The following is a 14,169-nucleotide window of genomic DNA, read 5'->3' as shown; positions in this document are numbered from 1 at the left end:
CTTTGAGAAGGGACGAGGCCGGTTTGTTTTCACACGGGTGTTTTCTTCATGGCGTGATTGTTTTCAAGTCGGGGGAGACGTTGAGTTTTGGCTGCGTGCACGCCTGAATGTCTTCCGGCGTGTAGCCTTCCGCCACCTCTTTCAGCACCAGGCCGTCCGGGGTGACGTCCAGCACGGCGCGGTCGGTGATGATCCGGTTCACCACCCGTTTGCCGGTCAGCGGCAGGGCGCATTCGTTCAAAATTTTCGGATCACCGTGTTTGTTGACGTGCTCCATGATGACGACGATCCGCTTTGCACCGTGGACCAGGTCCATCGCGCCGCCCATGCCCTTGACCATTTTGCCGGGGATCATCCAGTTGGCCAGGTCGCCTGCGGCAGAGACTTCCATCGCGCCGAGGATGGCCAGGTCAATGTGGCCGCCGCGGATCATCGCAAACGACTCCGCGCTGGAAAAGTAGGCGGCGCCGGGTATGGCGGTGACCGTCTCCTTGCCGGCGTTAATCAGGTCGGGGTCGATTTCGTCTTCCGTCGGATAGGGACCGATGCCGAGCAGGCCGTTCTCCGACTGGAGCACGACTGTTTTGCCCTCCGGAATGTAGTTGGCGACGAGGGTGGGCATGCCGATCCCCAGGTTCACATAAAAGCCGTCCTCGATTTCCTGGGCGGCGCGCATCGCAATCTGTTCACGCGTAAGAGCCATCACTGCATCCTCCTTTTGCTGGAATTACTGCCGCACCGTGCGTCGTTCGATCCGTTTTTCAAACGACGGAGCCTGGATCAAACGCTGCACGTAGATGCTGGGGGTGTGAATCTGATCGGGGTCCAGCTCACCTGTTTCGACGATTTCTTCCACTTCGACGATGGTGATTCTCCCGGCGGCGGCCATCATCGGATTGAAGTTGCGGGCCGTCTTGCGGTAGACGAGGTTGCCCATCTTATCCGCCTTCCATGCCTTGATCAGGGCGAAGTCGCCGGTGATGGCGTGTTCCAGCAGGTACTCCTTGCCGTTGAACACGCGGGTTTCCCTTCCCTCGGCGATCGGGGTGCCGACGCCGGCAGGTGTGTAGAATGCGGGAATGCCGGCCCCGCCGGCCCGGAGACGTTCAGCCAGCGTCCCCTGCGGCGTCAGTTCCACTTCCAGTTCTCCTGAGAGGAACTGCCGCTCAAACTCCTTGTTTTCCCCCACGTAGGACGAGATCATTTTCTTAATCTGCTTTTCCTTGAGCAGAAGACCAAGCCCCCAGTCGTCGACGCCGCAGTTGTTGGAGACGACGGTGAGGTCCTTCACGCCCTTGTCGCGAAGTGCGATGATCAGGTTCTCCGGGATGCCCACCAGACCGAAACCGCCGACCAGCAAGGTGGCACCGTCGTGGATGTCTTGCACGATTTCCGCATAGGACGAGTAGATCTTTGCCATGAAGCTCACTCCCACCATTCGAAATATTGAGAAAAAGCGACGCGTGAAAGCGCTGACAAAATCGGGCTACCTCCATCTTACCAGAAGTGGCGATCGGCTGAAAAGAAGGGGGGGAATTCCGCCTGTTTGCCCAAGAGGACAAGGCGCGGTGGCAGACGTAAAGTAAAGAATCGTAAAAATCGACAGAAAAGTGGCGCAAGTAGAATCCTTTCGGTAAAATTATTTTGTACTAATTGTCCCATTTTCTGTTTATGTTTCATGTTTCGACATATCGAGTCCGGGGTAGGGGTTGATGGAATGAAGAAATGGATCGGGCTTTCCCTCGCTGCCCTGCTGATTGCCGGGTGCGAAAAACTGGAGAAAAGCGTGGAAAACCTGAAGCGCCTGCAAGAAGAAAGCGTGATCAAGGTGAAGACGGTGAAAGCCTACACGGTCGAACAGCATGACGGCATGACCCAGGAGATCGCCGGTGTGGTGGCCCCGCTCAAGGAACTGCCGCTTTCGTTTGGCCGATCGGGCCGGATTGCCAATATTTTTGTAAAAAAGGGCAGTGTGGTCAAGCAGGGAGAGACATTGGCCACACTCGACACGTCCGTGTGGCAGCAGGAGGTGAACGCGGCCCAGGGGCAGGTGGCCAGTGCCGCCATTCGTCGGGCAAAGGCGTTGCAGGGGCCGGAGCAGCACGAGGTGGAGGCGCAGAAGATACAGCTTGAAAAGGCCAGGCAGACGGCTGCCCAGGCGGCGGAAGAGCACGCGCGCGGAAAGCTGCTTTACGCCAACGGCGCCATTTCCAAAGAGGAGCTGGACAGCCTGGCTCTCCGCGAGCGACAGGCGAAACTGGACCTGGAGGAGAAGCAGATCCGCTACGACAATCTGCTGAAGGGAGCGGACAAGCTGGACGTGGAAGAGGCCAACGCCGAAGTGCAGCAGGCCAGAGTACAGTTGGAGCGGGCCCGGCAAGAGGCGGCGGACGCCGTGTTGAAGGCGCCGTTTTCGGGCGTGGTGGCGTCGATATCGCAGGCGGAGTCGGAGCAGACGGGGCCGGGCAGCGAGGTGATGCGCCTGGTGGACACCTCAGGCTGGCTGGTCAAGCTGCAGGTGACCGGTGAGCAAATCAGCAATTTTGCCGTGGGCAAAACGGTGACGGTAAAAGCGCCGGACGGTACGGAGACGGAGGGGACAGTTAGTTTCGTGGCGCCGGTGATCGACGCCGGAACCGGCACGTATCCGGTAGAGGTGACAATCAACGGCCGGGAGCACGTCTGGAAAGGGGGTATGACCGTCACCTGCCGCTATCAGGTGAAGCCGAGCGGGGGAGTGCTGGTGCCCGCGAGCAGTGTCGGCATCTCCGAAGAATCCCACTACGTCATGGTGATCGAGGAGAACACGGTCAGGAAAACACCCGTCAAGGTGGGCAATGTGTACGGCCCTCATTATGAAGTCCTGGAAGGGCTGAAGCCGGGCGATATGATCGTCAGTTCCGGACTCTCCTATGTGGCGGACGGTGAGGTGGTGAAAGTGGCCGATGAGTAAACGCACTTATACTTCGACATTGCCGGCGCTGGCCGGGCTGCTGGCGCTCGTCTGCTGCCTGCTGACTGTCGGCGCCCTTTCCAGGATGGATGTCGCGCTGTTTCCCGACCGCCCCCTGCCGGAGTACGTCATTGCCCTGGAGGCTCCCGGCATGTCGGCGGAAGCCGTGGACGAGTCTGTGACCCGTCCCGTGGAGAATGCAGTCCGCGAACTGGACGCCGGGGTGCACATCAGCGCCGAATCCCGATCGGGAGGGGCGACGCTCACAGTCAAGACGGCGGGACGGCCGCCCAGCTCCTACAAAGGCCGATTGGAGCAGAAACTGCAAGAGACGACAGCGCGGTTGCCGATAAGCGGATGGCGTCTCAGCCAGGCCAACCTGGCCGACAATCAGATCGGCCGTTATCTGCTGCACGGTGCGGACGTGCAGGCACTGGCCGACGCGGCCCGCTACGCGGTGCATGACAAACTGGCCTCCATCCCGGGCGTAGCCCGCGTGGAGGTGGAGGACCACAGCGTCCGGGAAGAGGTGGAGCTGGTGTTTCGCCCCTCCATGCTGCTAACCTACGGCCTGACGCCGGGGGATGTGCTGGGACAGCTGCGCGGCGTCGGCGCGGACGAGCAGGTGGGCGCTGTCGGAACCGGCGGTGAGCGGACCGCTTTCCAGTGGAAGGGCCAACTGTCAGGCCCACAGGAGCTGGCCCAAAAGATGATCGCCACGGAGAAGGGATACGTGCCGCTGAAAGAACTGGCCGAGGTGCGCGATTTGCGGGGGAGCAGAGGGGAAGAGGTGACACTCTATCGCGGCGAACCGGCGGTGGGGATCAGCGTCTTCGCGACGGAAGCGGCCCAGGTTCCTGCCATCCGGGCCAAAGTGGCGCAGGCCGTGGCTGAGTGGAACGAACAGGCAGCGGACAGGTACACGCTGGATCTGGTGGAAGACCGTTCACAGGCGTTGACGGCGGCGCTGCGCGACATCGGCTGGCTTGTGGCCGTGGCCGGGTTGGGGGCGGCAGTGATGCTTGGCGTGTGGCTCCGCAGTGCGATGGCCGCCCTGCTGATGCTGTACGCGGCATGTCTGTCGCTGGGAGCGCTGTTGGGCGGCATGTGGCTGATTGGTGTGCCGCTGACGTTGACCTCGCTCGGCCCGACAGCCGTCTTTGCTCTGCTGTACGTCGGGGCGGCAGCGGCGTTGATCCATCGGCTGGCCGGAGCGGGGCAGCTGTCGCCGGTGCTCGGCCTGCGCGAGGCATGGTCTCTGCTGAAGACGCTGCTGCTGGCTGTCGTCGTCTGTGCCGCCGGCTGGTGCGTGCTGATGGTGACCGACTTTGTCAAAGCAGCCGACCTGCCTCTTTTATATGACGCACTGCCGGTTCTTACGCTGGGGACGTTGACCATGCTTCTGGTGTACGGGTTTATCGTGCCGGTGCAGGCCGCTCAATGGCTGACGGTCGGCGCTGCCGCTGGACCGGCCGCAGAGCGGAAGCATTTGGCGGGCAGCCTGCTGGGCGGCAGGGTGGGCCGCTTCCTGAAGAACCGGTGGGAGCGCTCTGTCAACCAGGGCTTTCTGCCGTACGGGATTACCGTGGCCCTCTCGCTGTTGGCCGTCGTGCTGTTGGACGCCTTTGTCCTGACCGAACCGTACGGGGATATCGACGGACAGGAGAAGACGCTGTCGCTGGAGATGGTCAAGGGCAGCACGCTGGATGAGGCGATTCAAGCCGCCCGGGTGGCGGAAGAGCGTCTTTCCGGACTGGAAGAAGTGCGCGACCTGTACACGACAGCCAGTCGGGAGCGGCTTACCTTTCATCTGAAACTGATTGACAAGAGCCGCTGGACCCGGACGCCGACGGAACTGGAAAAAGAGCTGGACAAACGACTTCGGGAGATCCCCGGCACCGATCCGTTTGCCGTCGTGCTTTCAGAGGACCAGAAGACGAGGTTGGAATTTTATGTAAAAGGGCCGTCCCTGCACACAGTCCGGGAGATCGCCTCCCAGACGGTCGCCTACCTGCAGGAGCTGCGGTGGACGGACAAAGACGGGCGGGAGATCATCACCGACGAGCGCCTCGGCGAAGGCGATACGGGGACGTATATCGCCATTCGCCCCAGACCGGAGATGCTCGTCCGCTACCGCGTGACGGAGGAGGAGATCAAGCGGCAGTTGGCCACCTATCTTGGAAAGCAGCAGGCCGGAACCCTGTACGGAGACAACGGGGCGGTACCGGTAACCGCCCGCTTTCCCGACAAGTGGATGGAGCATCCCGACCAGGTGAAACAGATCCTGATTCGCACGCCGCAGGGAGCCGTCCGTCTGGGTGACCTGACGGAATGGACAATTGTCGATGAACCGCCCGTCTATCGCCGCGTGGACGGCATGTACGTAATCAAATTGAGCAGTGCCGTTTCCATGCAAGATCGAATCAGGAGCTTGTCATATGTGATCCCTGACAACTTGAAGGAGATATTCACGATTCCGGAAGGATACGAGATCCTCAATGCAAGCGAATGGGACAAGCTGGAAGAAGCGGAAGCAAACAAAAAGGATACGGCCGGACGGTTGCTGGCAGTAGCCGTGGCGGCGGCCGCAGTGCTTCTGTGCAGTCTGCTTCTTTACCGGCGGATGCGGCACGGGATGGTGGCGCTCGCGCTGCTGCCCGTTTTGGCCGGAGGGGTGACGGTCGGGCTGCTCTGGCTGGATCGGCCGCTCAACCTGATGGGCGTGTACGGCATCGCTGCCGTCTGTGCCGTGATGACACAGCAGGCGTTGATCCATCTGGACGAATTGTTCCGCGCGGACGCCGCTCCCTCCATCCTCAAAGGGATTCGTGTCGGGACAGTCCGGGCGATCCGGCCGCTGGTGTGCGTTTTGGCGGCGACGGCTGCCGCCTGTCTGCCGCTGGCTGCCGGGTGGATGGAAGGCGCCGCCCTTCACGCCTCGTTTGCTGTCGCGCTGTTGACGGGTCTGCTCCTGGCCGCCTATGCCGTTCTCGTCCTTGTGCCGGCGATGCAGCACGCCACTGAGCAGAGGTTGGCCAATCGCGCCGGATTGTCACTGACGGAACTGCGCAGCCGGCTGCATGCCTGGTGGGAAAATGAACAGGTCCGCCGCCGGGATGCGCGCATGCGACAACGGCAGGAAAAAGAGCAGGTGGCAAAGGGGGAGGAGGCCGTCCCCGTACGGGACAGGCACGAGCTGACCGAGGAGGATTTTCAACCGCTGCCGGTGACGGCGCGCGACGCCCATTCGTGACATTTTGCGGGCGTGCGACGGGCGGATTCCTGGTACAATGAAAGCGGAACATTCCCGCGAAAGGAAGAAGAGCGTGAAGACATTCATGCGGCTGTTGGACGTGCTGCTGCTGGTCGCCATATTGGCCGGCTTGTACGTTTCGTCGTCCCAGCCTTACTACAAACAAGACATGCGCGGAACCATTTCCCGCTTCATTGACGAACAAGCGGTGGGCGAACGTCTGAAGGACGTGTCGTTTCGCTACGGAAAACAGGAGATCAGCGTAGAGGCAAGCGGCATTGACGGGTTTATTGAATTTTTCCTCCGCAAAGGAACCCATTTTGCCACATTTGCCCTGCTCGCCCTGACCGGGTACCGCGTGCTGCGCCGCTTCGCACCGTTTGCGGTCGCACTGCCGTGGAGCGCATTTTTGGCGCTGGCGGTGGCAGTGCTGGACGAGTGGCATCAAACCTTTACCCCCGACAGGACGGGACAGGTGGCTGACGTGGTGCTGGATGCCAGCGGCGCGTGCACGATGCTGCTGCTGATCGTGCTTGCGCGGGCGTGGCCCGGACAAAAACGGCGTGATAAAAGATGAGCAGCTCATCCATCCTAATACAGGGGGATCGGACACGCACCCAGGTGTCCTTCCCTGCATCTTTTTCCATCGTTTTTCACCTCTGCCGGCCGGTGTGCTTCGGCAAAAGATTAGGCTTTTCAGTATTTGAATTTCTCTGTTATACTTATGAAATGAGGCTTCTGGTAGAGGTTCTCTTACATTTTTGGGAAATGATAAAAGGAGTGCAAACTGAATGGCAGTACAAGTGGGAAGCATCATCGAGGGAAAAGTGACAGCGATTAAACCGTTTGGGATGTTCGTAGCAGTCAGCGAAACCGAGCAGGGGCTGGTCCACATTTCCCAAGTAGCAAACGGTTTTGTTAAGGACATTAACGATCACTTTTCCGTGGGAGATCAGGTGAAGGTAAAAGTACTCTCCATTGATGATGCAGGCAAAATCTCGCTTTCGGTTCGCGCTGCACTGCCTGCGCCGGAGCGCAGCGATCGCGACGAGCGCCGTGGCGGTGGCTATCGCGGAGGAGACCGCGGAGGAAACGCAAGACGTGACAGCTCTGCTTCCTTCGAGGACAAACTGAAGCGTTGGCTGAAGCACAGCGAAGAGAACCTTGCTACCATCAACAAAAAGAACGCAAAACGCGGCTATTAAGCCTTGTTGATACTGGTTTGACATATCGGGAAGAAGGACCGGTTACCGTCCCTTCTTCCCTTTTTGCATTTTCGCCATGCCCATCCAGGCGTAGGAGGCAAAACGGGGCATCTTAATGCAAGACGAAGGAGACGAGGAGGAGTCCGTGTGCAAACAGGAGGCAACATGGCGTGCGCGCCGTTCCTGGAGCTGAAGCCCGAACTGCCGGTCCAACCGGGCGTCCGGCTGTACACCGTCACCTATCTCAGCCAGGGATTGCGCGTCAAAGCGCTTCTGGCTGTTCCTGATGCAGAAGCGGCGGAACTTCCGGCGCTGCTCTACTGCCGCGGCGGCATCAAGGGCGTCGGGAAGGTGAGGCCTGAGCGGATCAGCCAATTGGCGTCGTTTGGATACGTGGTGCTGGCTCCGCACTACCGCGGAAACGAAGGAGGCGAGGGACGGGACGAGTTCGGCGGCGAGGACCGGCACGATGTGTTCGCCGCCTACGAGCTGCTGCGGGCGATGCCGGGCGTGGATCGGACGCGGATCAGCGTCTACGGGTTTTCCCGCGGCGGGATCATGTCGCTCTTGGCAGCGATCGAGTGTCCCGGGATTCGCGCGGCGGTGGTGTGGGGAGGGGTCAGCGACCTGTTTCTCACCTACGAGGAGCGAGTTGACCTGCGGCGCATGCTTCGCCGCGTCGTCGGCCACCCGCGCAAGCAGCCGGAGGCGTACCGCTGGCGGTCGCCCGTCTACCGGGCGGCGGAGATTGCCTGCCCCGTGCTGATCATCCACGGGACAGAAGACCAAAACGTGGGAGTGGAGCACGCCATTCGCCTGGCGGACGCGTTGCAGCGGTGCGGCAAACCCTGTGAGCTGTGGCTGGTGGACGGAGCCAGCCACCTGTTCCAGGGAGAGCGGATGGAGACGTACACCCGGCGGATGTTTGCCTGGCTGGACAGCGTTGCCCGGGATTAAGCGCTGCCCTCGAGGGCACGCGGCTGGATCGGGAGGGAAATGACGATTTCCGTGCCTTCTCCCACTTTGCTGAAGATGCGCATGTCTCCGCCGTGGTTTTCCACCATGCGCCGGGTGATCGGCAGACCCAGTCCGGTGCCGTCTTCCTTGAGCGAGAAAAACGGGTCGAATATCCGGTTCAGATGCTCTGGCGGGATGCCTTCGCCGGTGTCGCGGATGTGGATGTTCACATAATTCTCGTCCACCCGGTTTTCCACGGTGAGGACGCCGCCCTGCCGCATCGCTTCGATGCTGTTTTTCATCAGGTTGAGCAAAATCTGTTTCAGCTGTTCCACGTCCACCGGCATGCGTGTCTCCTTGTCGCAGAGGTCGACGATTTCGATGCCGTGCAGCGTCGCTTCCGCCTTGATCAGCGGAAGAATTGAGTCCAGCACCTGGGCCAGCGCCACTTCCCGGTAGTTGGGCTGTGACGGCTTGGAGAGCATCAGCAGTTCCGTCACGATTTTGTTGACCCGCTCGATCTCCTGCAGGATGAGCGGCAGGTAGTGGCGGTCGCGCTCCTCGTCGGGGAGGCGCTGCTGGAGCAGCTGAATAAAGCCGTAGATGACGGTCAACGGGTTGCGGATTTCGTGGGCGGCACCGGCTGCCAACTGGCCGACCATGGCCAGCTTTTCCGACTGGTGCAGGTACGCCTGCACCTTTTCCTGTTCCGTGATGTCGGTAAAGGTGACCATCCACCCTGCCTCCCGGTTGTGCTGGTTTCGCAGCGGCACGTAGGAGACCAGCGCGGTGAACGAACTGCCATCCTGCTTGTACAGGGTGATCTTCCGGTTTTCAAACCACGGCGCCTCGTCCGTATCCGGCGATTGTTCCCAGACGGAGGGATCGTCGGTCTGCGGAAAGTAGTTCTTGTCCAGCTGTACCAGTTCGTTCGCCTTTTGATTGATGTGCACCCAGGCAGAGTGATAGTGGCGAGTGATGACCCCGACCGGCAGCGAGTTCAGGATCTGCTCGCGCACGTTTTTCTCCTCTTCCAGTACCAGGCGGCGGGCTTCATCCTGCTGAAACAGGCGGGCGATGTTTCTCGACATCCGGTTGAACTCCTGGGCCAGCTCGTAAAACTCATCCCGGGTGCTGTAGATGATCTGCTGCCCGAACGTGCCTTTGGACACTTTGCGCACCTGCTGGATCAGCGATTGGATCGGCCGGAGCAGCTCCTTGCGGAAGTAGAACGTGCAGAACAGTCCAAACAGAATGGCGGCCACGGAGACTGAATAGGTGAGGATGAGGGAGACTTTCAGGCTCTCGTTGGTCCGCTGAAACTCCTTGTTCGTCTGGAATTCCAGCCGGTTGAGCGAAAAGGTGAGCTGCTTTTCCAACTTGTCGATGTGCGGCTGCACTTCCTGGGTGAGGACGTAGCTGACCGCCTCCACGTTGTTGGCTTTCAGCAACGGGTTGATTTTGTTCAAGAACAGAAAATCCAGTTCACTAATAGATTCAATGATGGCAAACAAGTCGCTGTTGGTGTCTGTCTTGGGGATGGATTCGAAGCGCGACGTGTCAATCAGGTTGGTGTAGTACTCGTCCAGATAGGACGGCTCTCGGGTGATGGTGTACATTTTCAGCGCATACGTTTTCATGTACATCTGGTTTTTGATGTCAAGCAGGCTGCTCGCCTGCGGCAGCACGTTTTGCGTCAGGTGTGTCTCGTCCGTGGTGACTTTGGTCATCTGGTAGCTGAACAACGTTGTGACACAGCCGATCAGAAGCATCATGACAAGGTAACTGAGCATCATTTTTTTCTGAAACCCTAAGTTTCGAAACGGAGACATGTAGATAATCCTCCACCTATTGCTGGCGATGATGAGTAAGGCGTTCAAATTCCTGCTGCATTTCGGCGCGTACCTCCGGCGGCACCATCGGGCCAAACGTGCTTAACCGATTTACGCCCTCGGCCAGACCGTAGGTGACCGTACCGGAAGGAAGCGTGCCGGCGGTGTACTGGGCCATCAGGGTTCGGTAGCACTGCCGGACGTCCTGAATCAACGAGGCGAGCACGTGGTTGGGGGCGATGTAGCGCTGGTCGGCAATGTAGCCAATGGCGTAGATGTTGGCCCGCTGCGCTTCCGTGATGACCGCCAGATTGTAGCTGTCGCCGGTCGTGTAGATCACGTCCACACCTTTGGCAATCATGCTTTTGGCGGCCCGGGTGGCACCCTCCACGTCGTTGAAATCAGGCACTTTCTCGACGATTAGCTGCGTGCGCGAATTTGTGTTTCTGACCCCCTCCTGGAAACCTTCCAACTGCTTGTACTCGGTCGGTTTGTCCGTCAGGATATAGCCGACTTTGCGGGTCTTGGACATGGTGGCGGCCAGTTTCCCGACGAGATAGCCGGCCGGTTTCATATCGTAGCAGATGGTCGTCTGGTTGGGGTGGACCGCTTCCCCGTTAAAGGAGATGAAACGCGTCTCCGGGTAGAGGGGAGCGATCTGGGTGAACGGCTCGGAAAAAATGACACCGTGACCGAAGATCAGATCATAGCCGTTGGAGGCGTACTGCTGCGTCACGGCGGTAATCTGTTCCGGCTTCAGATTGCTGGCGACTTCCAGGGAAAACCCGTACGTTTTCTTCAATTCCGTCAGGCTCTCCAGCGCACTGCTGTTCCAACCCTGGTCGTACGTGGGCCCTTCCAAAAGGAGCGCCACCCGCAGCTTGTGCTTGGCATTCCCAGTTTGGTTGAACTGCTGCAGGTGTGTCATGCTGGTCATAAACTGGCTGGTGATCAACAGGAGCAGGGCGATGACCAGACCCACGAACAGGGCGGAAAACGGCTGCAGTTTGGGCATGACTCGATCCTCCCTAAAAAACAAACGTAATTGAACACACTTCTACAACATAGGCCAAAAATCCTCCGTTTGGAAAAAAAGAGAAGGGACGGAGCAAAATGGTGCAGGTGTGGCGATGCGCATGTCCTGCCGGGTAAAACATGCGGCGGGGAATGGGGCGCGGCCGCTCGGGGAACGATAACGGGGAGCGCCGATGACACCGGCAATACGTTGGGCAAAGGAGGATATCATGGAAAAGGAGATTGTGGAAATTCCCCAGGTGGACATCCCGGACGAGTTCACGCAGGTGGAAATACCGGAGATCGGCGAGACGACGCCCCATCCGAAACCGGACAGCCCGTTGGCCACTGCGGGAGAGGCGGAACAGCCGATCGGTTTTACCACCGGTCGATAACGGACATGACGGGCAGTTCGACAAAAACAGCCAATTTCTTTCGTGGACAAGTCTCGCGTTTTTTGTAAAAGTAAAAAGAGAAAGTGCGAGACGGTTCAAGGGGGAAAAAGTGCGTGGCCCGTTTGTTGATTGTGGACGACGCGGCGTTTATGAGGCGGATGCTGGCCGACATGGTCGGCGACGTGCATGAGGTGTGCGGGGAAGCCGCCAACGGGATAGAAGCGATTGCCAAGTACAAGGAACTGAAACCGGACATCGTCACCATGGACATCAGTATGCCCGAGATGCAGGGCATCGAGGCGATGCGGGAGATTCTGGCGTACGACAGGGAGGCACGGGTGCTGATCTGCTCTGCGATCGGCCACCGTCAGAAAGTGCTGGAAGCGATGAAGTCAGGCGCGCGGGACTTTCTCGTCAAGCCGTTTCAAAAAGAACAGGTGATGGATGCAATTTCGCGACTGCTGTAAGGAGATACGGCCGCCTTTCGTAGAGAAGTCGGCCGTTTTTGAATGGCTCGGTGCTGTTCGGTTCTCACCTTCGCTTCTAACTGGATAACTTCTTGAAAAAACAGAAAATTCAATATATTGTTAAGGCAGCGGGACAGAATTGAGGAGCGGAGGGTGGAGGATGCATGATTGAGGAAAGCGTTTCGCTCAGCATGTGGAAACGTTTTGTTCAAGAAGGCGTATTGGACTCGGCGCGACTCAACAAACGAATCTCGGAATCGTGGCATCGTTGCAAGATCGGGAAAGTCAATCCGTACGAAGGAAAAGGGAGGAAGGTCCTGAAGGGGGAAGCCTGGGAACTGCAAAAGGAAAAAAACCGCCGCCTTCTGGAGTTGACCTTGCCGCAGATCAGCAGGCTGTCTCCGTTTATTCGCGATGTCGGGATGATTGCCCTGGTGATCGATCCGGAGGGCTACGTGCTCAGCATGCAGGGAGAACAGCGAACGCTTCAGGAGGCGCACGCCATCAATTTTCGGGAAGGTGTGCGCTGGACGGAGGACGAGGTGGGCACCAATGCGATCGGCACGGCGCTCATGGCGGGCGAGCCGATCATGGTCAACGGTACGGAACACTACTCCGTCGCGTCTCACTCCTGGAGCTGTTCGGCGGCACCGATCCGGGACGGAAACGGAACCTTGATCGGGGTGGTGGATGTTTCCGCTCCGTTGGCCCGCAGCCATCCCCAGATGATGGCCACGGTCTCTTCGCTGGCTTTCTTGATCGAGCAGGAGTGGATGAAAGAGCGGCAGCGGGATGACCTGGAATTGATGCGGTTGGCGGTGGAGGAGCCGGACGAAGAAGAGCGCCTCTGGGTGGTCTGCAATCAGGATCAGCGGGTGGTGTACGCCAGCCGCAGCGTCCGGCAGGCGATGCGCGGCTGGGCTGAAGCGCCCCGTGAACAGGTGCGGGAATCCGGCTTTCGGGAAGGCATTCAGATTCCCCTGTACTCGCTCAGGCACGGAGGGCTGATCGGTTACCGGATCGAACTGCTCCGCAGCGAGTCCCGGGTCCATCTGCACGGGACAGGCCGTGCCGTCTCCGGGCTCCTGCAGCAGGCAACCGACAGTGCCGTCTCCGGGTTCCAGCAGCAGGCAACCGGCCGTGCCGTTTCCCGAGTTCGGTTTCGCGGAGAGGCAGGCACGAGCCGCGCCTTTCAGTTTACCCTGCGCGAAGTCGAACGGATTGCCCCATCGGACGGCACCGTTGTCATTTACGGAGAAAGCGGCACGGGAAAGGAATTGATCGCCCGGGCGATTCACGACAGCAGTCCGCGGGCAGAGGGGCCGTTTGTGGCGGTGAACTGCGGAGCGGTGCCGCGCGAGCTGATGGAAAGCGAATTGTTCGGGTACGCCGAGGGCGCCTTTACCGGAGCCAGGCGCCGCGGTTACAGCGGGAAGATTGTTCAGGCGGACGGCGGCACGTTGTTTTTGGATGAGATCGGCGAGATACCGCATGCGATGCAGGTGGCGCTGTTGCGGGTGCTGCAGGAACGAAAGGTCACCCCGATCGGAAGTGCGGAGGAGATTTCGGTGAACGTTCGCGTCATCGCCGCCACGCACCGCAACCTGCGTCAACTGGTGAAGGAAGGAGCGTTTCGGGAGGACTTGTATTACCGGCTGCACGTGCTGCCGATCACGGTTCCGCCGCTGCGGGAGCGAAAAGAAGACATCCCGTCTCTGATCCGTCACTATTGCAGTCAGAACGGCTTCGCGCTGGAACTGCCGGCAGATGTGATGGAGGTATTGCTTGCCTATGACTGGCCGGGGAATATCCGGGAACTGTTCAACGTGCTGGAACGGATGAGGGTGTCGCCGCGCGAAGAATGGAAGCGCTTTCTTTTAGAGGCGGTGCAGCCGGAATGTTCTCCGGGTCTGCCACCGCAATCCGCAGCGCCATCCCCTTCCCCTCGTCCGCTCACGTATCGGGAGCAGTTGGAGCGAAACGCGATCGTCCGGGCGTTGGAAAAGAGCAACGGGAGCGCTTCCGTGGCGGCGGAGATGCTGGGGATTCCGCGCAGCACGTTTTACCGGAAGCTGAAAAAATATCAGTTGTAG

Annotated in this window: 12 protein-coding genes; 8 read left to right on the top strand and 4 right to left on the bottom strand. The window is 59.5% G+C overall.

What is annotated here, in order from left to right; all coding sequences use genetic code 11:
• Positions 1–46: 46 nt before the first annotated feature.
• Together KDN35_RS13030 and KDN35_RS13025 are read right to left on the bottom strand one after the other, a co-directional pair.
• Positions 47–703 carry a CoA transferase subunit B gene (locus KDN35_RS13030; protein ID WP_212132894.1) on the bottom strand — a complete coding sequence of 219 codons (657 nt, stop codon included), beginning with the start codon at positions 701–703 and terminating at the stop codon, positions 47–49.
• Between the two features lie 24 nt (positions 704–727).
• On the bottom strand, positions 728–1,420 hold the full coding sequence (locus KDN35_RS13025; RefSeq protein ID WP_171566785.1) for a CoA transferase subunit A: 693 nt from the start codon (positions 1,418–1,420) through the stop codon (positions 728–730).
• A 297-nt stretch (positions 1,421–1,717) separates the two neighbouring features.
• Between KDN35_RS13025 and KDN35_RS13020 the strand changes: the two genes are divergently transcribed.
• The 5 genes from KDN35_RS13020 to KDN35_RS13000 all read left to right on the top strand — a co-directional run bounded on the left by KDN35_RS13020 (position 1,718) and on the right by KDN35_RS13000 (position 8,368).
• Positions 1,718–2,953, top strand: a complete 1,236-nt coding sequence (locus KDN35_RS13020) for an efflux RND transporter periplasmic adaptor subunit (protein ID WP_171566786.1) — start codon at positions 1,718–1,720, stop codon at positions 2,951–2,953.
• Positions 2,946–6,206 (top strand): efflux RND transporter permease subunit, encoded by a 3,261-nt coding sequence (locus tag KDN35_RS13015; protein ID WP_212132893.1) that lies wholly within the window; start codon positions 2,946–2,948, stop codon positions 6,204–6,206. Before KDN35_RS13020 ends, KDN35_RS13015 begins: the two co-directional genes overlap by 8 nt.
• A 73-nt stretch (positions 6,207–6,279) precedes the next feature.
• Entirely contained in the window at positions 6,280–6,783 is a 504-nt protein-coding gene (locus tag KDN35_RS13010) for a VanZ family protein (RefSeq protein WP_212132892.1), read from the top strand.
• A gap of 214 nt (positions 6,784–6,997) precedes the next feature.
• Positions 6,998–7,411: a S1 RNA-binding domain-containing protein gene (locus KDN35_RS13005; RefSeq protein ID WP_212132891.1), complete on the top strand. Its 414-nt coding sequence runs from the start codon at positions 6,998–7,000 to the stop codon at positions 7,409–7,411.
• 165 nt (positions 7,412–7,576) lie between these two features.
• Positions 7,577–8,368: an alpha/beta hydrolase family protein gene (locus KDN35_RS13000; protein WP_212132899.1), complete on the top strand. Its 792-nt coding sequence runs from the start codon at positions 7,577–7,579 to the stop codon at positions 8,366–8,368.
• On the opposite strand, the gene KDN35_RS12995 is transcribed toward KDN35_RS13000, so the two are convergent.
• A complete protein-coding gene (locus KDN35_RS12995) occupies positions 8,365–10,200 on the bottom strand; it encodes a sensor histidine kinase (protein WP_171566790.1) in 1,836 nt (611 codons plus the stop codon). The genes KDN35_RS13000 and KDN35_RS12995 overlap by 4 nt on opposite strands.
• A 16-nt stretch (positions 10,201–10,216) precedes the next feature.
• Positions 10,217–11,215 carry a BMP family ABC transporter substrate-binding protein gene (locus KDN35_RS12990; RefSeq protein ID WP_171566791.1) on the bottom strand — a complete coding sequence of 333 codons (999 nt, stop codon included), beginning with the start codon at positions 11,213–11,215 and terminating at the stop codon, positions 10,217–10,219.
• A gap of 229 nt (positions 11,216–11,444) precedes the next feature.
• Between KDN35_RS12990 and KDN35_RS12985 the strand changes: the two genes are divergently transcribed.
• The 3 genes from KDN35_RS12985 to KDN35_RS12975 all read left to right on the top strand — a co-directional run bounded on the left by KDN35_RS12985 (position 11,445) and on the right by KDN35_RS12975 (position 14,169).
• Positions 11,445–11,609, top strand: a complete 165-nt coding sequence (locus KDN35_RS12985; protein ID WP_171566792.1) for a hypothetical protein — start codon at positions 11,445–11,447, stop codon at positions 11,607–11,609.
• 113 nt (positions 11,610–11,722) lie between these two features.
• Positions 11,723–12,076 (top strand): response regulator, encoded by a 354-nt coding sequence (locus tag KDN35_RS12980; RefSeq protein ID WP_171566793.1) that lies wholly within the window; start codon positions 11,723–11,725, stop codon positions 12,074–12,076.
• 164 nt (positions 12,077–12,240) lie between these two features.
• Positions 12,241–14,169 carry a sigma-54-dependent Fis family transcriptional regulator gene (locus tag KDN35_RS12975; RefSeq protein ID WP_212132890.1) on the top strand — a complete coding sequence of 643 codons (1,929 nt, stop codon included), beginning with the start codon at positions 12,241–12,243 and terminating at the stop codon, positions 14,167–14,169.

This window comes from Brevibacillus sp. NL20B1, assembly GCF_018195675.1.
Taxonomy (GTDB): Bacteria; Bacillota; Bacilli; order Brevibacillales; family Brevibacillaceae; genus Brevibacillus; species Brevibacillus aydinogluensis.
The sequence above is the reverse complement of the archived record's forward strand: the minus strand, read 5'-3'. Positions and strand labels throughout refer to the sequence as shown.